This is a genomic window from Acidovorax sp. MR-S7 (genome assembly GCF_000400995.2).
In the GTDB taxonomy this organism is placed as follows: Bacteria; Pseudomonadota; Gammaproteobacteria; order Burkholderiales; family Burkholderiaceae_C; genus MR-S7.
Genome location: NZ_DF238925.1, coordinates 24,718 through 44,152, shown reverse-complemented (window position 1 = coordinate 44,152; position 19,435 = coordinate 24,718). Strand labels below are relative to the sequence as shown.

Below are 19,435 nucleotides of genomic sequence, written 5' to 3'. Positions count from 1 at the left end.
TCTAGAGCAGCTTATATACTTCCCGCAACAACCCGCACAAGCATTCGTTAACCCGATAGAGCACTCAGGAATGCCCAAAGACCAACTTGCAGAACTGACCCAGCCTCAGCGCGACCGGCTCGCGTTCATTGAGCTGCGTGTGCGCTTCGTGGGGGAGATTCGTCGGCAGGACCTGGTTGCGCGGTTTGGCATCCAGTCCGCAGCGGCAACTCGGGATTTGGCGCTCTATAAGGAGTTGTCTCCAGGCAACATCGACTATGACCCCAAAGGCAAGGCCTACGTCCTGGGACCGGACTTCCGCCCCATCTTCGACTTTCCTCCGGAGCGGGTGCTGTCTTGGTTGACGCAGGGCTTTGGTGACGGCGAGCCGATGCGGCTCAAGGCGTGGGTGGCCAGCGAAAGCCCCTCACGGCTTACGCACCCGGATCTGGATGTGCTGGCAAGCGTGACCCGGGCGATCCATCTGGGGTGTCCGCTTGGCGTTGAGTACTACTCCATATCTAGTGGCTGTACTGAGCGGGAAGTCGTCCCCTTTGCGCTGATCGACAACGGCCTGCGCTGGCATGTCCGCGCCTTCGACCGGAAGTCCCAGGAGTTCCGGGATTTCGTCATCACCCGAATCAAGAACCCTGTCGTGCTCAAAGGGCAGCCGGTCGCAGCCCATGAGATGAGCGATCAAGACATTCAGTGGACCCGGATTGTCGAGTTAGAGCTGATTCCACATCCAGATCAGCCCCGTCCAGAGATCACTCAAATGGATTACGCGATGACGGGCGGATCAATACGGATGCGTGTTCGCGCCGCTGTAGCTGGCTACATGCTGCTGCGCTGGAGCGTGGACTGCTCACCCGACCACCGTCTCAAGGAAGAACAGTACCGTCTATGGCTCAGCGATCCGCTGGCGCTGTACGGCGTTGAAAACGCCAAGCTGGCTCCGGGCTACCAAGCCCCGAGCAGCCCAAAGAAACGATAGGGATGAACAAACGCAATGGCCAAGACACTTGAAGCCCACGACAAACTGATCCGGGAGATCTTCGAAGGCAGCTACCAGTTCGAGATTCCAGACTACCAGCGCCCCTACGCCTGGACAACCGAGCAGGCCACAGAGCTGTTCGATGATCTGTACTCGGCGATGCAGGACGCGCGTGTCTCGGGGGGCAGCAGCCAATACTTCCTGGGCAGCATCGTTCTAATCAAGAACGACCGGGACCCGAAGTCATCGGTGGTCGACGGCCAGCAACGCCTGTCTACGCTCACGATGCTGTTCGCCGTGTTGCGCACCGTGATGCCGGATGCAGCAGATGACATCACCGACTTCCTCTACAAAAGGGGCAAGGTCAGTCTTGGCGAGAAAAACGAGTACCGCCTAACCGCCCGCGAGGAAGATGCCGACTTCTTCCGCACCAATATCCAGGAGCCGGGTGGCATCGCACAGTTGGTCGCCAGTACGGACAAGCTGAAAGACAGCCGTTTGCGTTACCGTGAAAACGCCACGCTGCTGCACGAAAAGGCCAAGGCGCTTCCGTCTGCCGACCTCATTGCGCTATGGCAGTTCCTCGCCAATGACTGCTCGCTGGTTGTCATCTCCACGCCCGACCTCGAAGCCGCGTACCGCATCTTCTCCGTACTCAACAACCGGGGGCTCGATCTTGCACCTATCGACATCATCAAGGCGCAGGTGCTGGGTCTGATCCGCACCACGGCAGGTGACGTCAAAAGCCGCGCCTACGCAAAAGAGTGGAGCCGGATCGAAAGCTCGCTGGGCCGCGACGCCTTCGGTGACCTGTTTGGCCACATCCGCAGCATCTACGCCAAGAAGAAGCAGAAGTACATCCTGGTCAAGGAGTTTCAGGAACACGTCACCGAGTACAAGACCCCCATCGACCTCGTCGACAAGGTCATCAAACCCTATGCCGAGGTGTGGGACTTCGTGCGCGATGCCGACTTCGAGGCCACCGAGCACGCCGAGACCATCAACGAACACCTGTCTTGGCTCAACCGGGTGGACTTCAAGGACTGGGTGCCCCCGGCACTTGTTTATTTCAAGCGCTTCCGGCAGCAGCCAAAACTGCTTGCCGAATTTTTCCAATCACTAGAACGCCTGACCTATTTCCTGTTGGTCACCAAGGTGGGCATCAACGAGCGCATCGAAACCTACGCTGCGCTCACCAAGGAAATTGAACCGGAGACCTTCAAGGGGGATCTGGCTGCGCTCACCACGCTGACACTGACAGACGCGCAAAAGCGCAAGTTCGTCGCGGCACTCGATGGAGACGTGTACGACGATCTGCCCAAGGCACGGATGGCGCTGGTCTTGCGCCTTGAGTCCTTGGTGCGCGCCCCCGGCGTGCAGCTTCAAGATGCCGTGTCTCTGGAGCACGTTCTGCCGCAAACCCCGCCCGACGGTTCGGACTGGATCAAGTGGTTCCCGGATGAAGACGAGCGCGACGGCTGGACGCACCGTCTGGCCAATCTGGTTCCGCTGGATAGGAACAAGAACTCGTCTGCCAGCAACTACGACTTTGCCAAGAAGAAAGACGCCTACTTCAGAGGCAAGGGCACCGCATCACCATTCGTGCTGACGCAGGAAGTTAGATCGGAAAGCGAGTGGACGCCCACGCTGCTGACTGCACGGCAAAAGCGCCTTGTAAACGTATTGAGCACGCATTGGAATCTTGAGATTGCAGCTGACAACAGCCTTCCTGCTGCTGCGGTAGCGGCGGGAGGTTTGACATCGTGAGCAACAACAAAGAACTCGAACGCGCCGAGCTGCACAAAACCATCTGGCGCATCGCCAATGACCTGCGCGGCAGCGTCGATGGATGGGACTTCAAGACCTACGTTCTCGGGATGCTGTTCTACCGCTTCATCTCCGAGAACCTGACCAGCTACCTCAATGAGCAGGAGCGCCGCGCGGGCACCCCGGACTTCGACTACGCAAAACTCTCAGATAACGATGCCGAATTCGGTCGCGCCGAGACGGTGAAGGAAAAAGGCTTTTACATCCTTCCGTCCGAACTGTTTGCCAACGTGCGCGCCCGCGCCCGGCATGACGCCAACCTCAACGAAACACTCTCCCGCATCTTTGCCGACATCGAGGGCTCGGCTACGGGCAGCGATTCCGAGGACGACATCAAGGGCCTGTTCGATGACCTCGATGTCAACAGCAGCAAGCTCGGCCCCACCGTGGCCAAGCGCAACGAAAAACTGGTCAAGTTGCTCGACGCCATCGGCGACCTGCCGTTGGCCAGCAACGATGGCGGGTTTACGGAAAACACCATCGACCTGTTCGGCGACGCCTACGAATATCTGATGCAGATGTACGCCTCCACCGCTGGCAAGTCGGGCGGTGAGTTCTACACGCCGCAGGAGGTCTCCGAACTGCTGGCCCGCATCACCGTGGTCGGCAAAAGCGAGGTCAACAAGGTCTACGACCCCGCCTGCGGCTCCGGCTCGTTGCTGCTCAATTTCGTCAAGGTCTTGGGTCATGACGCGGTGCGCCAGGGCTTCTACGGGCAGGAGATCAACCTGACCACCTACAACCTGTGCCGGATCAACATGTTCCTGCACGATGTGAACTACGAAAAGTTCCACATCGCCCATGGCGACACGCTTACCGATCCAGCGCACTGGGATGACGAGCCGTTTGAAGCCATCGTCTCCAATCCGCCGTACTCGATCAAATGGGATGGCGATGCCAACCCGCTTCTCATCAACGATCCGCGCTTTGCCCCTGCGGGTGTGCTCGCCCCCAAGAGCAAGGCCGACCTCGCCTTTACCCTGCACATCCTGAGTTGGCTGGCGGTCAACGGCACGGCGGCGATTGTCGAGTTTCCCGGCGTGCTCTATCGCGGTGGTGCGGAGCAAAAAATCCGCCAGTACCTCATCGACAACAACTATGTCGATGCCGTGATCCAGCTGCCGCCCGACCTGTTCTTCGGCACTACGATTGCCACCTGCATCATCGTCCTGAAGAAATCCAAGCACGATAACGCTACGCTGTTCATCGATGCCAGTGCCGAGTTCGTACGCAGCGGCAACAAGAACAAGCTACTGCCCGAACACCAGCAAAAAATCCTCGATGCCTTCATCGGCCGCCAGAGCATTGAGCACTTCGCACGGCTGGTCGAGAACGGCGATATTGCTGCCAACGGCTACAACATCGCCGTGTCCAGTTACGTTGAGCAGAAAGACGAGCGCGAGGCAGTGGATATTCGGGTACTCAACGCCAAAATCAGCCGTATCGTGGCACGGCAAGCGGAGTTAAGGGAGCAGATCGATGCCATTGTGGCCGATCTGGAAGGAGAATAAGTATGAGCCAGATCGACGACCTGATTGCAAAGCTATGCCCAAACGGCGTTGACTTCAGGGCTATTGGTGACTTCGGCAAACTGGTGCGCGGCAACGGAATGCCGAAGGCCGATTTTGTGGAGTCTGGGGTTGGGTGCATCCATTACGGACAGATTTACACCTATTACGGCATCTGGACAGCGGAGACAAAGTCCTTTGTCCCGGCAGAAAAAGCCGAAAAACTCGCCAAGGTCGATCCTGGCGATCTGGTGATTACCAATACCAGCGAGAACATCGAGGATGTTTGCAAGGCGGTTGCGTGGATCGGAGAAACGCAGATCGTCACGGGCGGGCATGCCACGGTCCTGAAGCACGACCAAGATCCGAAATACCTCTCTTACTACCTGCAAACACCACACTTTTTCGCAGAGAAGAAAAAGCACGCGACAGGCACGAAGGTCATCGACGTTTCGGCAAAGAGTCTTGCAAAAATCAGAATTCCAGTTCCGCCGCTTGAAGTGCAGCGCGAGATTGTGAAAGTGCTTGATACCTTCACCCAGCTGGAGGCGGAGCTGGAGGCGGAGCTGGAGGCGCGTCGGCGGCAGTACAAGCACTACCGCGACGCGCTCTTGACATTCGGCGAATGCACGGACGCTGACGCAAGCAAGCAAGCAAGCAAGCAAGCAAGCAAGCAAGCAAGTATACGGTGGATGACGATGAATGACATCTGCCTAAACGTATCGTCCGGTGGAACCCCACTATCGACTCGCGCCGAATATTACGGTGGTGATATTCCGTGGCTGCGCACACAGGAAGTCGATTACGCAGATATTTGTTCGACGAGCGCCTCCATCACCGAAGAAGGCTTGAGAAATTCGTCTGCAAAATGGGTTCCAGAGAACAGCGTGATTGTTGCTATCTCGGGCGCTGGTGTCACGCGTGGACGCGCCGCTGTCAACAAGATCCCACTGACAACGAACCAACACTGCTGCAATTTGGAAATTGACCCAGAGCAGGCGTATTTCCGCTACGTGTATCACTGGCTAGTGAATCAATACGAAGACTTGCGATCTCGCGGCCAAGGAAATCGTTCTGACTTGAATATCGGGATTATCAAGTCATATCCAATCCCTGTTCCTCCGCGCGACGAACAAATTCGCATTGCAAATATTCTCGATAAATTCGATGCGCTGGTAAACGAGATTTCAGGCGGTTTGCCAGCCGAGATTTCTGCCCGTCGCCAGCAGTACGCGCATTACCGCGACCGGCTGCTCACATTCAAGGAAGCCACATGAGCGAAGACCTCATGCCCTTTCGCTACGCGCCGATTGCGCTGTCTAACGAGAGCACGGTTGTCGCCGAATTTCAGCCCGATGCCCTGGGAGTGCGCGAGGCGGCATACCAGTCCGAAGCTGAGCTGGAAAAGGAATTCATCAAGCAGCTTCAGGTGCAGGCCTATGAGTACCTGCCCATCACATCGGAGGCTGAGCTGGTGGCCAATCTTCGCCGCCAGTTAGAAAAGCTCAACAAGGTCACCCTGTCGGATGCAGAGTGGGAGCGATTCTTCAGCACCTGCATTGCAGGCGCGAATGACGGCATCCTGGAAAAGACCGCGCGCATTCAGGAAGACCATGTGCAGGTCTTGAAGCGCGACGACGGTAGCACCAAGAACATCTACCTGATCGACAAGGCCAACATCCACAACAACGCCTTGCAGGTCATTAACCAGTACGAAGTCGCAGGCGCTCGTGCCAACCGTTATGACGTGACGGTGCTGGTCAATGGCCTGCCGATGGTGCATATCGAATTGAAGCGTCGGGGCGTGGACATCCGCGAGGCCTTCAACCAGATCAACCGCTACCAGCGCGACAGTTTCTGGGCGGGCTCGGGCTTGTTCGAGTACGTGCAGCTTTTCGTCATCAGCAACGGTACGCTGACCAAGTATTACAGCAACACCGTGCGTGACGGGCATTTGAAGGAGCAGTCCGCCAAGCGCAGCAAAAGCAAGACCTCCAACAGCTTCTCCTTCACCAGTTGGTGGGCCGACGCGAAAAACCAGCCCATCACTGAGCTGACAGGTTTCACGAAAACCTTTTTCGCCAAGCACTCGCTACTCAACGTCCTCACCAAATACTGCGTGTTCGATGTGGATCGCAAGTTGCTGGTTATGCGGCCCTATCAGATCGTGGCGGCCGAGCGCATTTTGCAGCGCATCGCCACAGCCACCAATCACAAGCAGCTCGGCACCGTCGCGGCGGGCGGCTACATCTGGCACACCACCGGCAGCGGCAAGACGCTGACCAGCTTCAAGGCGGCTCAACTTGCCCGGGGCTTGCCAGATATCGACAAGGTGCTCTTCGTGGTGGACCGCAAGGATCTGGACTACCAGACCATGCGTGAATACGAGCGCTTCGAGAAGGGCGCAGCCAACTCGAATACATCCACGGCTGTGCTGCAAAAGCAGCTGGAAGACCCGAACGCCCGCATCATCATCACCACCATCCAGAAGCTTTCCCGCTTCGTCGTCAAGAACAAGAAACACCCGGTGTATGACGCGCACGTGGTGGTGATCTTCGACGAGTGCCACCGCAGCCAGTTCGGCGACATGCACGCCGAAATTACGCGGGTGTTCCAGCGGTACCACCTGTTCGGCTTCACCGGTACGCCGATCTTTGCCGAGAACTCCGGCACCACAGGTAACCCGCTACGACGCACCACGCAGCAGGCCTTTGGCGACAAGCTGCACACCTACACGATTGTCGATGCCATCAACGACAAGAACGTGCTGCCGTTTCGCATCGACTACATCAACACTGTCAAATTGCCTGCGGGCATCAAAGACAAGAAGGTGTCGGCCATCGATACCGAACGGGCGCTGCTAGCGCCAGAGCGCATCACGCAGATCGTGGGCTACATCCGCGAGCACTTCGACCAGAAAACCAAGCGTGCCAGCACGTACCGCCACGATGGCAAACGGCTGGCTGGTTTCAATTCGCTGTTCGCTTGTGCGTCCATTGATGCCGCCAAGCGTTACTACGCGGAATTCGTTGCACAGCAAAAGGAGTTGCCCGAGGCCCAGCGGCTCAAGGTGGGCTTGATCTACAGCTTTGCCGCGAATGAAGAGGAAAGTGATGGCCTGCTTGGCGAAGAAGACTTCGAAACCGAGGGGCTGGATCAAGGCTCGCGGGATTTTCTGGATGCCGCGATCCAGGACTACAACGCACTGTTCAGCACCAGCTTCGACACCTCGGCAGACAAGTTCCAGAACTACTACAAGGACTTGTCGCAGCGCCTGAAAAAACGTGAGCTGGACCTCGTCATCGTGGTCAACATGTTCCTGACCGGCTTTGATGCCACCACGCTCAACACACTGTGGGCGGACAAGAACCTGAAGGCTCACGGCTTGATCCAGGCCTATTCGCGTACCAACCGCATTCTCAATTCTGTCAAGACCTACGGCAACATTGTTTCCTTCCGGAATTTGGAGCAGGAAACCAACGACGCGCTCGCCCTGTTTGGCAACAAGGATGCCAAGGGCATCGTTCTGTTGAAACCTTACGCCGAGTATTACAAGGATTACGAAAAGCGCGTCGGAGAACTCACGGCTGGATTCCCTCTCGGGAAAGCCATTGTTGGCGAGGCAGCACAAAAGGCATTCATCAAGCTGTTCGGCTCGATTTTGCGGCTGAAGAACATCCTCACGGCCTTCGACGATTTCGCGGGCCACGAAATCCTCTCCGAGCGCGAATTTCAGGACTACCAGAGTCTGTATTTGAACCTGTACGCGGAATTCCGGGCGACGTCGGCTGCCGAGAAGGAGTCGATCAACGATGATGTGGTGTTCGAGATCGAGCTCATCAAGCAGGTTGAAATCAATGTCGACTACATCCTGCTCTTGGTCGAGCAGTACCTGAAGAAAAAGGGCTCGGGCGACGATAAGGAAATCCGCGCCACCATCGAGCGCGCCATTAATTCCAGTCCTGGCCTGCGCAACAAGAAAGACCTCATCGAACAGTTTGTCGATTCGGTGAACACCAAGGCCAAGGTGGACGCGCAGTGGCAGGCCTTCGTTGCGGCGAAAAAGACCGAGGAGCTGGAACGCATCATTGCGGAGGAAAACCTCAATGCCGAGGCGGCACGTGAATTCATTAGCAATGCCTTCCGCGACGGCAGCATCTCGGCAACCGGAACTGCCATCACCAAGATCCTGCCGCCGGTATCGCGGTTTTCCAAGAACAATGGCCACGCAGCCAAGAAGCAGACGGTGCTGGACAAACTTGCTGCTTTCTTCGAACGGTATTTCGGGTTGGCGTGATGAAGGGAATTCCGATGAACCCGATCCATACAACCGATCAAGCCAAGATTTCTGCGCTTTGCAGAGAGGCCGAGCGACTGGAAGAAGACGCCCTGTATTCAAGCAAGGGACATTTCAATGCCGAAGACACATGGGTTCGGCGCAACTACTGGCTGGGTGTGCCAGCAACCGCTCTTGGTGCGATTGCTGGTGCCGCTCTGGTCAAAAGCCAGCCTGAGTGGGCCAGTGCCTTCACCTTGCTGGCATCGCTGCTGACAGGTTTGATGACCTTTCTCAAGCCGAACGAGCGCGCTGCAATGCACCGGGCAGCTGCCGGACAGTTCTTGGCTCTTCGAAATGAAGCCCGCTTTTTTCGCGAGATCGAATTGCTTGAGACTGATCGGCTGGGAGAGCTTCCTGAGAGATTGAAGGCCCTTTCCTCTGCACGCAATGAACTGAACCAGAAGAGCCCGAGCATTCCAAGGCGCGCATTTGTCGCAGCTCGGAAAGGCATCGAAGAAGGCGAAGCCACCCACAAAGTGGATAAGGAGAAATGACAGGATGTCGGTTTTGAGCTTTCTGACGGATACGGCCAGCAGTGCTGTGCTCTCCACAACCGAGCAGTCGTCAATCACGACCTCGATTTCTACGCTGCAAACCCGGATTGGTCAGCATTTCGCTAGCGGTGTAATCAAGCAGCACTTCCGCTTCGGGTCGTCGACGCGGGGCACAATTCTGCCGCGCTCTATGGACGAGCGTTCTGATATTGACTACATGATCGTGTTCAGCGAGAACAACGCCACGTCACAGACCTATCTGAACCGGCTGAAGGCATTCGTCGAGAAGTATTACAGCTCTTCGGACATCCGCCAGTCCAGTCCGACCATCGTCCTCGAGCTGAACCACATCAAATTCGACCTCGTGCCCGCAACAACCACGTGGCTCGGCGAGTTGCAGATTCCGGATGGCTCTGGCAGCTGGATGACGACCAACCCAAATGATTTCAACGCAACTCTTGAGGCGAAGAACAAAGAGAACAAGTCGCTGATCAAGCCGTCCATTCGGTTGTTCAAGTACTGGAATGCGACCGCAGGGTTTCCGTTTCGATCTTCCTTCGAGATGGAGAAATGGGTCTGCGGCCTGAGCTTCTGGTTTCAGGCAAACCAGAAGGACTATTTCTTCGCGGTTATCGATAATCTGAATACGAGTTCCTCATACGCTCAATGGGTGAACGACGAGATCACCCGCGCAAAAACCATCGTGGCGAATGTTCGTCAGTATGAGAAGGATGAGATGCCGGTAACGGCAGAGAACGAAATCAAGAAACTGTTCCGGCTCTGAGGAGGAAGACATGGCGCTCAATCTTGCAAAGGCCGTCATTGGCTACCTGAAGGATCGGCCCGAGCAGAAGTTCACTGCACGGCAGATCGCCGAGTGGGTGTTCGCTTCCTACCCGGATGAGTGTCAGGAAAAGCGGGCCAACAGCCGTGGCGACTACATCAAGTCCGATGCGGATCTGGTGCAGCAGCTCGTTGCAGAAATCAGCTCGCAGCGCCCGCGTATGCAAACGAAGCATCCAGAACTCAAAACGACCGAGGGACGACCACGCAGGTATTACTACTCGGAGCGGTCAGACAGCGCCGAGGTGGCGGCAGTCGAAAGCGAAGGGACTGCGTCAGCGTCAGCTGTAGATGCGAGCGCATCGAAGATCGACGAGCACGCCTTGTACCCGCTACTCTCGCAGTACCTGTGGGAAGAGTTCGGCGTTTTTTCCAAACGCATAGATGAGAAGCGTTCGTCCAACAAGCGCGGGCCCAACGGCAATCGCTGGCTGTACCCGGACGTGGTCGGTATGGAGGACTTGGGCGCTGACTGGCATCAGGAGGTGCGCGACTGCGTCAACCAGTATTCCGACAAGCGCACCAAGCTGTGGTCATTCGAGGCCAAGCTGCTGATCAACCGTTCGAACGTGCGCGAGTGCTTTTTTCAGGCGGTGTCGAATTCGTCGTGGGCCAACTTCGGCTATCTGGTCGCAGCGGAAATCGGCGGCACCGATACGCTGAAGGAACTGCGGATGCTGTTCGCCGCCCACGGCATCGGCTTCATCAAACTGGACGTAGACAACCCTGCCGACAGTCAGGTGCTGATTCCGGCCCGTGAGCGTGACGAAATCGATTGGGACATGGCCAATCGTCTGGCCACGGAGAATCGGGATTTTCTGGAATACGTGAAGCTGGTGAAGCAGTTCTACCAGACCGGCGAGGCGCGCTCGACGGACTGGGACGTTCCAGAACTGGACGATTGACTACCTATTCCAGGTGACCCATGACGTCGAGGCGTTCGTCGCCACGCTGAAACGCACCGAACCAGCCGTCGCGCGAGTCGGCGCGGGTGCGGCTCACCAGCAGCGTGAAGCCCTCGCAGCCTCGTGCATTGGCGGTGGCGAAGTCGGTGGTGTCGAACTTGGCCTCGCGCACTAACGTCGTGGCCACCGATTTCATGGCCGATTCGAACAGGTCGAGCAGGTTGTTCTGTAGGCGTGTATCGATGTTGCGGGCGGTAACATCGTCAATGACAGCATTCTTGAATCTGTTGCTCATGGGTAATGCTCCGTATTGGTGTAGGTGACATGAACGCGCTGTTCTGCGGTGAAGCCAAGCTCTTCCGTGCGGTTCGAAATCAGGCGTTGCGAAGCAGCCAAGTAGCCTCTGCCTCCCGCCGCGCGACGAGTCCTGGTAGCACTTTCCCGCCGCCGTAGACCCATTGGCGCAGCTCAGTCGCGGCTGCTGCCCAGTCCCGCTGATTGACGCGCCGACGCAACGTCGACGTCTGCAAGCGCCCCGCGCCGAGGTTGAAGGTGAAGTCCACGATGGCCGCCAGCCGCCCTTCGGGTTCGGAGGCAAGCACAGGGCAGTGGCGTAGCGTGGCGACCAGTGCTGTGTTCAGGTCGCGAGCCAGATAGGCCTCGGCTTCCGCGTCAGTGATCGGTGGGTGCTGGGCGTCGCATAGGTGGCCGTAGCCAATCGTCCAGAAGCCTGCTGGGCAGATGTAGGGGATGGCCGTGATGTCCGTGCCACGCTTTACCTTGCGCTCGAACCCCTCGAAGCGCTTGGCCAGCTCGATGGCCGTTTTCGGCACCTCAATCACGGCCGCACCCGGTCGAACACGCGCCCAAGGAACCAGAAGTTCAACACCCCGGCCCACAGCGCCTGATCGGCCTCCGTCCAGGCGTGCAGGACAGCGGCCCCCCAGCCAGCGCCAGCGGTCACGGCGGCCGCGAACGCCGCCGTCTTAGCCGCGCAGTAGAGCGCCATGAACCAGTAGGTGATCACCGGTCGCACGCTGACCGACAACGCATCGGCCCAGCGCACACCGGAGCGCTGCCCCTGGGAGGCGACTGCCTCGCGCAGCGTCTCGACGGCCCCGACGTTCCACGCTGCGTCCGCACTCGCGCCGATCTCTGCCATCCGCTGTGCGCCACGCAACTTCTCGAACTCCAGCGCCTTGTCCTGCATCGCCAACTCGTGACCACGCTCGCCCTTGCGGTCGAGCCACTTGAGGATTTCGGGCGCGAGACGGAAGGCCCCACCAAGGAGGCCACCAAGCAGTGTCTCGATCATTGGCCACCTCCGATCAGCCTGAGCTTGATGGCGGCACCGACCAGCAGTGCAGCCAGGAGACCAGTGGTCACAACCTTGATGGTGGTCTGCCACGCCGTGTGGCGGGCGTCGCGCCACGCCTCCAGCAGATCGCGCAGTTCGCGGATGTCGCGCGCCGCGTGGCCGTTTTCCAGGCCGAGATGGGCGAGGCAACGCTCGGCCCCACGTTCGGCGGCGCGGTCGAGCAGGTCGTCGAAGTCCTCTTTGCGCAGCAGGAGCATGTTCTCGACGAGCGCAGGCGGTTGTTGTTCGGGTTCGGTCATTGGCTTTCTCCAGAAATGCGAAACCCGCCTGATGCGTGGGCATCGAGGCGGGTCTCAGGGTTGAATTGGTGAATGGGCGGCGCTTCAGATTTCGATGATCTCCAGCGTCAGACTCGGCGCGATGCCCTCAATGGCGTCGTCGCGCACGAACACCTTCTGGCCAACGGCTGCGTTGCCACGCGCCCGGATCAGGCCACCACCGGGCAATGCGACCGTGACCACGCCGGAGCCGACGCCGATCACGGTGCCCGCCTGCAGCGGTGGATCGGGGATCAGTTGGAGAAACTGTTCGTAGAGGTTATGCATGGCTCTGCACTCCCAAGGTCTGCCAGACCTCCGGCATCCCGGCCTCGACTTGTGTCGAGCGCACGAGGCCGAGCCGCGTGACGCTGCCGTCCTGGTACTCGACGAACGCGCCCGGCTGGATGATTCCGGTCTCCGCGAGCACCGGCAGGCGCAGGCTGACCTCGATCTGCTGCCCGGTATCGGCCAGTACAGCGAGGCCACGCTGGCGTGCAGCGGCGGCCTCGGTGATGAGCGCATCGACCACCATCGGGGCCAGCACATCTCCGGCAGTCCCGGCTCGGGACACCTGCCCGAGCACACCGAAGTCCTGGCCGGAGACGAACACGCGGTTGTAGGCGGGCTTCTCGACCCAGCGCAGCGACTCGCGGGCAACCGCATCGACCGGCAGCACGAAGTCCGGCGAGACTGCGCTCCACTCCCACGGCGCGACCGGATAGCGATGGCGCACGCGGATGCTCTGGTCGGACGGGTGCGGAATCAGATAGCCGCCGACCGCACTGGCTATTGAACTCAGCGCCTCGATCCACGTCCCCTGCCGGGCGAACACGCCAGCCGGGACGTTCCAGTCCGTAAGGCCCCAATCGACCGTCCAGCCCAGCGAGATGCCGTTAAGAGTGAGCACGTCTTCCATCAGCTGCCGCGCGGTGCGCGTCTCGGCGTTGCTGAAGGTCATCACCGGCGCATAGGGCGCGGCCAGCACGGCGTTGCGTCCTCGTCCGGAGATGCGGATGCTGGCGTCACCGAAGATGCGCTCGCGGCTGATGTTCTCGGCCATTACGCGGAATGCCGTGCCGTTGACGCTGGCAACCAGCTCGACCGGGCCCGACGCGTTGCCGGGGGCGACCAGAGCCTCGGCCTTGGCAGGCAGTTGCGCATCGAAGCCCCACGTCCAGGATGCGGAGTCGAGCGAGAGCGAAAGGCTGAACACCGGCACCGGCAGGCCATCAGGCAATCGGTGCAGGGTCACGTTGTTGATCACGAAATACACCCTTCGGACAGGAACGACCACCGGTTCCCCATCGGGAGGCGGCGGGTCGATGTGGTTTTCACAGACGAACAGCAAGTGGCAGTCGACCGGAGCCAAAGCGGCGAACAGCAGGCGCGTGCTCGGCGTGTAGCAAGGTGTCGGCGCGGGCGGTTGTGGAACCACCCAGACGCTGATCCCCGGCGGTGGGGGCACGGCTTCCTGATACCGGCCACGCCACCCTTTCCGCGCAGCACTGGCGCTCTGGTAATCAGACCCTTGACCCTGGGTAAGCAGCCGCGCGACTTGCCAGAAGCTCACCCGCCCAGCGCGCTTGGTGCGGTCGCCATCCTGATGCCGGAAGCGCGTGGCGTCCCGAAGGCGAACGGCGTTCTGGAACAGACCCAGCCGGGCCAGTTCGAGGTACGTGCCATCCTGATGCGCGAACCACGTCAGGTCGTGGAAGCGCTTGGCCTGCTGCTGGCCCGTGCGGTTCTGCACAGGCAATGAGTCCAAGACCGGGGGCAATCGATGCGCGATGCCATGTGGCAAAGCGAGCGTGCGCCGCCAGAACGTCTCCCAGCCAGTAGGCGTCGAGGCCGCGTCCTGCTGGCCCTGATCCGCGCCGTCCTCCGTCTGCTGCGCCATCTGCCAGTGGTGCGAGGTCTGGCCGACCGTGGGCCGCTGCGTGTGTGACGCGTACCTGACCTCTCCGGTAAACACCACGCCGGGCAGGCTCGCGCCCGCACCAGCGCCCACGTTCAAGGGCACGCTTGGGCGCAAGACCAGGGACTGCACCGTCAGACCCGGCAGTTCGGCCAACAACTCGGCCCGCGCCGGAGGGATGAATTTGATCGCGACGACCGGCAATGGCAGCGTGGCCCGTACCGTCACATCGTCGCGCGGGGCGATGTAGTTGGCCTCGAATACCAAATTGGCGTCGGTGGCAGCCGGTTGGTCGAACAGCAGATCGATCAGCGGCGGCCCGATCACCACGGTCGCGGCAGGCATGGGCAACGCGGCGACCAGGGTCACCTCGTTGGCAACGGCAGGCACGTCCTACCCCAGGATGGCCGACACCATCCGGGCGTCACCGCCCAGATAGAGATTGGTGCTGGCCAGCTTCACATCGCCGCTGCCATCGGTGCCGCTGCAGTCCAGATCGAGGGCGTTCACCTCGTTGCCGTTGACCAGACGGGCCCAGGTGGCGATGCCGGTCGCCGTGATCAGCCCGTCCTCCTGCTGCGCCAGCGTGAGCAACCCGCCCGCAATCGTGCCCGCAGGCTTGGTCAGCCTGATCTCGACCAGCATCGCGCTGCTCGGGGTCGCGGCCGGGGTGGCGGGTCGCGTGCCGCCGTAGATGCGCAGGCGTGCCTGGTTCGTGCCTGCGTCGAGGAAGGCCAAGGTTCCCGCCAGCCGCGCCTCGTTGTGTTCGACAGTGATGGCGACGGTCACGGCATCATCTCCGGGCGTAGGTTGTCCGCGATCACGGCGCGGTACATCTGCTTGTGGTCGTAGCTGACCACGGTGTAGCGCTGAGACGGATCGATCAGTTCGAACCGGTACGCGCCTGTGGAGTCGCTCCAGGTCTCGGCGACCAGGACGCGGGTGCTCTCGCTGATGAGCTGCACCCGCCGCACCAGCGGTTGGTCGGGCTGTCCCTTCTCCTTGACCGTCCCGGCGATGAAGCCGTGGCCGCTGAAGTGGATGTCCTTGCGACCATTCGGAATCGGGCGAAAGTGCCAGTCGTAGCCGCCACCTCGGCTCCACAACTCAGAGTTGGGGCTGTTCAAGCGCATCAGGTCGCAGTCGGCGTTGACGCCGATGTTGGCAGCGGGATCGGGCAACACCGAGGTCGATCCACCGGCCAGCGGCAACAGGTCATCAGCAGCATTTACGCCCACGGTCGCGGGAAACGCGGGCAGACCGGACGGTGTGTCACCGGTGATGGCGTGGACGCGGGCCGTGGCCCCGTACAGGAACACACCGGGAATCAGCTTGCCCCGGTACGCTGCGTCCCCGACCTGGAACATCAGCACGCCACCGGCCTTGAACTGGATCAGGCGCGCCCAAGGCACGCCATTGGCATCGAAGGCTCCGACGATGACCTCGCAGAGCAAGATCATTCGCTGACCGACGCTGAAAGTCGGAGCCACGTCGGCCAGCCCCGCGATGGGCTTCGCGCCATCGTTGACACCTCCCGTCACGCCCGCGCCGTCGCCGAAGCCGCTGTTCCAGCGGGATACGCTCCACCCGCCGTCGAGATGAGCGAATCGATAGCCTTCGGCACCGTTGCCCGTGCTCATCCACAGGCCGAGGTGCTTGCGGGCGCTCGGGTCGGTCAGGAACTCGACATCGGCCTCGAACCAGAAATCGCCGTGGGCGGTTTCATTGAAGCGCAGGATGGACTGGCTGTTGGGAGCCGAGATGTCGATGGATTGCTGCGTGCTGTTGTGGCTGGCGGACATGCTGCCAAGCATCGTGGTGTAGCCGCTTGCCGGAGCCGTGGCGAAGGTGTCGCTCAGCGGATAGGTCATCGATCACCTCCAAGGCCCGGTGATGTCGAACGCAATCTGCGCGCCCTCCGTTTCCGAGCTGTACTGCGTCCTGACCAGCAGGAACTTCTTGCCCGCCTGACCGACGACGTTGTCGACGATGGTCTGGTCGCTGTACGGGCGGTCTTGAGGCATCCACAGCATCCCGGGCATCAGGCCACGCATATGGCCATCCTCCTGCCGCACGTAGGTCGGCAACAGCCACAGGCTGTAGTCAGCCCCGTTGGGGAACGGCGTCGGACCACGCCCGCAGATCTGCTGGCCGTTATTGGTGTTCAGCGATGTCAGCCCAAAGCGAACCGGGTTGCCAAGCTGGGTGTGGTTGCGCAGCAGCACCTTGCCGGTGAAGTCGAGCGAAGAGACCAGGCCATAGCCGCTGAACTGACCGGGATAGCTCCAGTAGTTGCTCATGCCCGAGTAGTTGTCGTCGGCTGCCAGCACGGTGGCGTAGTTGTCGCCCGGCTTGAAGCTGATGAGGTCACCGAAGCAGTAGCAGTTGCGGCCATACCAGCCGTAGCCCGCTGCATTGGTGACAAAAAGGAAGAACAGCCGGTCATCGCCGATGAGCACCCAGTTGCGGTTACCGCCGCCGCTGTCGCCGTTGCTTTCGTACTGGGTGCTTCGGGCGTGGAACCACTTGTACCAACCCCACTGGCTGGCCGTGACCTGCTTCCAGTTCTGCGTCGGGTTGTTCGGGTCGTAAGGGGCCTGCGCGCCGACGATGGTGTCGATGTCCGACAGGTCTTCGACGATGCCGACGTTGGCCCACTTTGCCCAACCCGTCGTGTAGTTCGGCGTCTTGAGGCCGTTGTCGATCAGCAGCAGGTTCTGCGGCGAGGCCGGGTTCTTGCTGCGGTACGCCGCCCTGTTGGTGCTGGCGAAAGGCTTCTCCCAGCCCAGTGGCGCGACCTTGGCCGAGAGGCTCGTCGCAGTGGTGGCAGGCGTCACGGGTGTGCCGGTCACCGCGTAGGTGAAGGTGGTCGTGGTGGTCGAGATCACCCGGAACAGCCCGTTGTATTCAGGCTGGTCGGCTCCGGCGATCAGCACCACCTGATCGCGCAGGTAGGCGTGCCCGGCGGTGATGTTGGCCGTGACCACACCATTGGCGAAGGTCAGCGAGTCGATGGCTTTGAGGGCGAAGCCGTTGACGAGGCAGGCGTCGAGCATCGTCACCAGATCGCCCCAGTTGTTGGCGATCTGAGGCGCGCCGACCATGCCGCTGCTGAAGTATTTGACGGTCAAGTCAGTCATGGGGATTCCTGCGAGAAGGTTGCGGAAGTCAAGGGGTATCCACGTCGCCGCGAATCAGCAACGTGAAGTTGTCGTCGGGCACGGACTCCGGCCCCTGCTGGACGGTGCGCACCACCCAAACCGGGAACTGCGCGCCGATGGTGTTGAAGCGCAGCACGTTGCCGGTCGCCCAGCCATTGCCCCACCCGAGTGCGGGCAGAAAGAAGTACGGGACGCCGGTCGCTGGGTTGTTGGGGGCGCAATCGGTGCTGGTGTTGCCCGTGGCGATCACGCCGACGTTCTCGCCGATGACATCGAAGGAGGTGCTGTTGGTGAAGCGCACGATCCAGCGTTCGGTCAGCGCGCCCCGATTCGTGACCCGGATCGGGTACTGCGTGTTGTTGAAGGTCGCGGTCGCCGAACTGCCCGACAAGGCATCCGACCACGCGCCGCTCCAGGTCACCTGATCGAAAACGAGGCTGACGCGGGCGAACAGGTCACCGGCCACCAGCGCGCTGGACACGAAACTGCCCGATGCGGGATCGCCGGGACTGGCCAGCGGGTATTCGTGCGTCAGCGCGCGCGTGAAGCTGATCTCGCCGCTGATCTGGACGTCGCGCACCACGGCCATGTCCTCGATGCGATGCTCGATGGTCACGGGCTGGCTGTAGCCACTCACGTTCGTGAAGGTGACGGTGCCCGCCTCCAGATCGGTGCTGTAGCCCGTGTGGATCACCGAGCCGTCGTGGCCGACCACGCGCACGCGCGACAGACGCACCCGGGCGCAGTCGATGGTCTGGCCGTTGCTGACCGAGGTGGTGATCTTGCCGGTGTGCCCGACGACGGCGAAACCGCCGGGACGGAAGATCGGCACGCGCCCGTCGCTGGGCAGGCGCACCGGATCGATGCCGAGCAGATCGGCATCCAGCGGCAGATAGCTGTAGGCCACCGCGCTGTAGCGCACGCTGGATGCCGCCACCGGCTCGGGCCGGAAGATCTTGCCGTCCGTACCCACGCGGTCGGCGGCGTACCAGGGCTGGCTTTCGTTACCGGCAGCCGTCACCATCGTGCCGAAGCGCACACGCACCAGACCGGTCTCGTAGTCGACGCTGCCGCTGATGCCGGTCGCCTCGATCTTGCCGTCGATCCTGGCCGTCACGTTCTGCGTGCCGCCGACCGCGCGGGCGTACTGGATCGAGAGCGACCCTGGCCGCAGCGGTGCCGCGCCGGTGCGGAACACGAACTCGCTGGAGATGTTCTCGCCGACCGTGGTCACGCAACTGGCGCGCGTGATGGCATTGGTCACGCCCGCCGTCCAGGACGTGAGGGTGACGTCGCCCGAGAGGTAGTTGATCGCGCCGCGCGTGACCCAACCGCTGGGCGTGAACTCGCGCAGGGTGCCCTGGCCGTTGTCGCCCCAGGGCTGCGCGCCCGAGATCGTGAGCAGTACCGTGCCCGTCACCACCTGCGCATTCACGCCGGGTACCAGTTTGAAGCTGGGCGCGAACTGAAACGTCTCCGAGTGGTTGCTGACGGAGCCCGGGCTGTTGTAGCGCAGCTTCACGTAGCCCGACTCGTCGTTCGGGTACAGCGACGGCGCGGCGACATAGGATATGCCCCCGTAGTTCAGTCGCCAGCGTCCGATGCCCGCGATGGCGACAGCGGTGTAGTTCGGGCGCGGAATCAGAATGCTGACGTCCGGGTTGAACACCACCGCGCCGGTCGCGTAGTTGACGGTGCCGATGCTCACGCCGTTGAGGACGACGTTGCCGCTGCCATCGTCGCGGGCAATCTGGGTCGGGTCGCGCCACGCGAAAGGCACACCCATCTCCATCAACTGCTGGAAGGTGTACGCGCCCAGCACCGACGTGTCG

General features: G+C 60.7%; 18 protein-coding genes. 8 read left to right on the top strand and 10 right to left on the bottom strand.

All coding sequences use genetic code 11. From position 1 onward, the window contains the following. Positions 1–70: 70 nt before the first annotated feature. Genes AVS7_RS11580 through AVS7_RS11550 form a run of 8 tightly spaced genes read left to right on the top strand, consistent with a single transcriptional unit; the run spans position 71 to position 10,889 of the window. Positions 71–973, top strand: a complete 903-nt coding sequence (locus tag AVS7_RS11580; protein ID WP_020228557.1) for a WYL domain-containing protein — start codon at positions 71–73, stop codon at positions 971–973. A 15-nt stretch (positions 974–988) separates the two neighbouring features. After that, positions 989–2,740 (top strand): DUF262 domain-containing protein, encoded by a 1,752-nt coding sequence (locus AVS7_RS11575; RefSeq protein WP_020228556.1) that lies wholly within the window; start codon positions 989–991, stop codon positions 2,738–2,740. Continuing rightward, entirely contained in the window at positions 2,737–4,311 is a 1,575-nt protein-coding gene (locus AVS7_RS11570) for a type I restriction-modification system subunit M (RefSeq protein WP_020228555.1), read from the top strand. Before AVS7_RS11575 ends, AVS7_RS11570 begins: the two co-directional genes overlap by 4 nt. Positions 4,312–4,313: 2 nt before the next feature. Then, the gene (locus tag AVS7_RS11565) at positions 4,314–5,585 is read left to right on the top strand and encodes a restriction endonuclease subunit S (RefSeq protein WP_020228554.1); all 1,272 of its coding nucleotides are present in this window, start codon (positions 4,314–4,316) and stop codon (positions 5,583–5,585) included. Then, a complete protein-coding gene (locus tag AVS7_RS11560; RefSeq protein WP_020228553.1) occupies positions 5,582–8,605 on the top strand; it encodes a type I restriction endonuclease subunit R in 3,024 nt (1,007 codons plus the stop codon). The genes AVS7_RS11565 and AVS7_RS11560 overlap by 4 nt, the downstream gene beginning before the upstream one ends. Positions 8,606–8,619: 14 nt before the next feature. Next, the gene (locus AVS7_RS23790; protein WP_024001417.1) at positions 8,620–9,141 is read left to right on the top strand and encodes an SLATT domain-containing protein; all 522 of its coding nucleotides are present in this window, start codon (positions 8,620–8,622) and stop codon (positions 9,139–9,141) included. Between the two features lie 4 nt (positions 9,142–9,145). After that, the gene (locus tag AVS7_RS11555; RefSeq protein WP_020228552.1) at positions 9,146–9,925 is read left to right on the top strand and encodes a nucleotidyltransferase; all 780 of its coding nucleotides are present in this window, start codon (positions 9,146–9,148) and stop codon (positions 9,923–9,925) included. A 10-nt stretch (positions 9,926–9,935) separates the two neighbouring features. Continuing rightward, on the top strand, positions 9,936–10,889 hold the full coding sequence (locus AVS7_RS11550; RefSeq protein ID WP_020228551.1) for a COG2958 family protein: 954 nt from the start codon (positions 9,936–9,938) through the stop codon (positions 10,887–10,889). A gap of 4 nt (positions 10,890–10,893) precedes the next feature. Here the strand turns inward: AVS7_RS11550 and AVS7_RS11545 are convergent, their stop codons facing one another. The 10 genes from AVS7_RS11545 to AVS7_RS11500 form a co-directional block, all read right to left on the bottom strand. After that, positions 10,894–11,184 (bottom strand): hypothetical protein, encoded by a 291-nt coding sequence (locus tag AVS7_RS11545; protein WP_020228550.1) that lies wholly within the window; start codon positions 11,182–11,184, stop codon positions 10,894–10,896. Positions 11,185–11,263: 79 nt separating this feature from the next. Next, positions 11,264–11,731, bottom strand: a complete 468-nt coding sequence (locus AVS7_RS11540; RefSeq protein WP_024001416.1) for a lysozyme — start codon at positions 11,729–11,731, stop codon at positions 11,264–11,266. After that, positions 11,728–12,204: a hypothetical protein gene (locus AVS7_RS11535; protein ID WP_020228548.1), complete on the bottom strand. Its 477-nt coding sequence runs from the start codon at positions 12,202–12,204 to the stop codon at positions 11,728–11,730. Before AVS7_RS11535 ends, AVS7_RS11540 begins: the two co-directional genes overlap by 4 nt. Further along, entirely contained in the window at positions 12,201–12,506 is a 306-nt protein-coding gene (locus AVS7_RS11530) for a DUF6127 family protein (RefSeq protein WP_020228547.1), read from the bottom strand. The genes AVS7_RS11535 and AVS7_RS11530 overlap by 4 nt, the downstream gene beginning before the upstream one ends. 84 nt (positions 12,507–12,590) lie before the next feature. Then, positions 12,591–12,812, bottom strand: a complete 222-nt coding sequence (locus tag AVS7_RS11525) for a hypothetical protein (protein WP_020228546.1) — start codon at positions 12,810–12,812, stop codon at positions 12,591–12,593. Next, complete coding sequence (locus AVS7_RS11520; RefSeq protein WP_020228545.1) at positions 12,805–14,832, bottom strand: hypothetical protein; 2,028 nt, start codon at positions 14,830–14,832, stop codon at positions 12,805–12,807. Before AVS7_RS11520 ends, AVS7_RS11525 begins: the two co-directional genes overlap by 8 nt. Positions 14,833–14,835: 3 nt before the next feature. Next, the gene (locus AVS7_RS11515) at positions 14,836–15,231 is read right to left on the bottom strand and encodes a hypothetical protein (RefSeq protein WP_020228544.1); all 396 of its coding nucleotides are present in this window, start codon (positions 15,229–15,231) and stop codon (positions 14,836–14,838) included. Further along, positions 15,228–16,313 (bottom strand): hypothetical protein, encoded by a 1,086-nt coding sequence (locus tag AVS7_RS11510; protein WP_020228543.1) that lies wholly within the window; start codon positions 16,311–16,313, stop codon positions 15,228–15,230. The genes AVS7_RS11515 and AVS7_RS11510 overlap by 4 nt, the downstream gene beginning before the upstream one ends. 3 nt (positions 16,314–16,316) lie before the next feature. Further along, positions 16,317–17,582 (bottom strand): hypothetical protein, encoded by a 1,266-nt coding sequence (locus AVS7_RS11505; RefSeq protein WP_020228542.1) that lies wholly within the window; start codon positions 17,580–17,582, stop codon positions 16,317–16,319. Positions 17,583–17,610: 28 nt separating this feature from the next. Next, complete coding sequence (locus AVS7_RS11500) at positions 17,611–19,425, bottom strand: hypothetical protein (protein ID WP_020228541.1); 1,815 nt, start codon at positions 19,423–19,425, stop codon at positions 17,611–17,613. Positions 19,426–19,435: the final 10 nt, after the last annotated feature.

What these genes read in the sequence shown, in the direction of transcription:
- AVS7_RS11555 (WP_020228552.1), top strand. Translation starts at nt 9,146, where the DNA reads ATGTCGGTTTTGAGCTTTCTGACGGATACGGCCAGCAGTGCTGTGCTC.
- AVS7_RS11525 (WP_020228546.1), bottom strand. Translation starts at nt 12,812, where the DNA reads ATGCATAACCTCTACGAACAGTTTCTCCAACTGATCCCCGATCCACCG.
- AVS7_RS11565 (WP_020228554.1), top strand. Translation starts at nt 4,314, where the DNA reads ATGAGCCAGATCGACGACCTGATTGCAAAGCTATGCCCAAACGGCGTT.
- AVS7_RS11535 (WP_020228548.1), bottom strand. Translation starts at nt 12,204, where the DNA reads ATGATCGAGACACTGCTTGGTGGCCTCCTTGGTGGGGCCTTCCGTCTC.
- AVS7_RS11505 (WP_020228542.1), bottom strand. Translation starts at nt 17,582, where the DNA reads ATGACTGACTTGACCGTCAAATACTTCAGCAGCGGCATGGTCGGCGCG.
- AVS7_RS23790 (WP_024001417.1), top strand. Translation starts at nt 8,620, where the DNA reads ATGAACCCGATCCATACAACCGATCAAGCCAAGATTTCTGCGCTTTGC.
- AVS7_RS11580 (WP_020228557.1), top strand. Translation starts at nt 71, where the DNA reads ATGCCCAAAGACCAACTTGCAGAACTGACCCAGCCTCAGCGCGACCGG.
- AVS7_RS11560 (WP_020228553.1), top strand. Translation starts at nt 5,582, where the DNA reads ATGAGCGAAGACCTCATGCCCTTTCGCTACGCGCCGATTGCGCTGTCT.
- AVS7_RS11575 (WP_020228556.1), top strand. Translation starts at nt 989, where the DNA reads ATGGCCAAGACACTTGAAGCCCACGACAAACTGATCCGGGAGATCTTC.
- AVS7_RS11545 (WP_020228550.1), bottom strand. Translation starts at nt 11,184, where the DNA reads ATGAGCAACAGATTCAAGAATGCTGTCATTGACGATGTTACCGCCCGC.
- AVS7_RS11510 (WP_020228543.1), bottom strand. Translation starts at nt 16,313, where the DNA reads ATGACCTATCCGCTGAGCGACACCTTCGCCACGGCTCCGGCAAGCGGC.
- AVS7_RS11530 (WP_020228547.1), bottom strand. Translation starts at nt 12,506, where the DNA reads ATGACCGAACCCGAACAACAACCGCCTGCGCTCGTCGAGAACATGCTC.
- AVS7_RS11550 (WP_020228551.1), top strand. Translation starts at nt 9,936, where the DNA reads ATGGCGCTCAATCTTGCAAAGGCCGTCATTGGCTACCTGAAGGATCGG.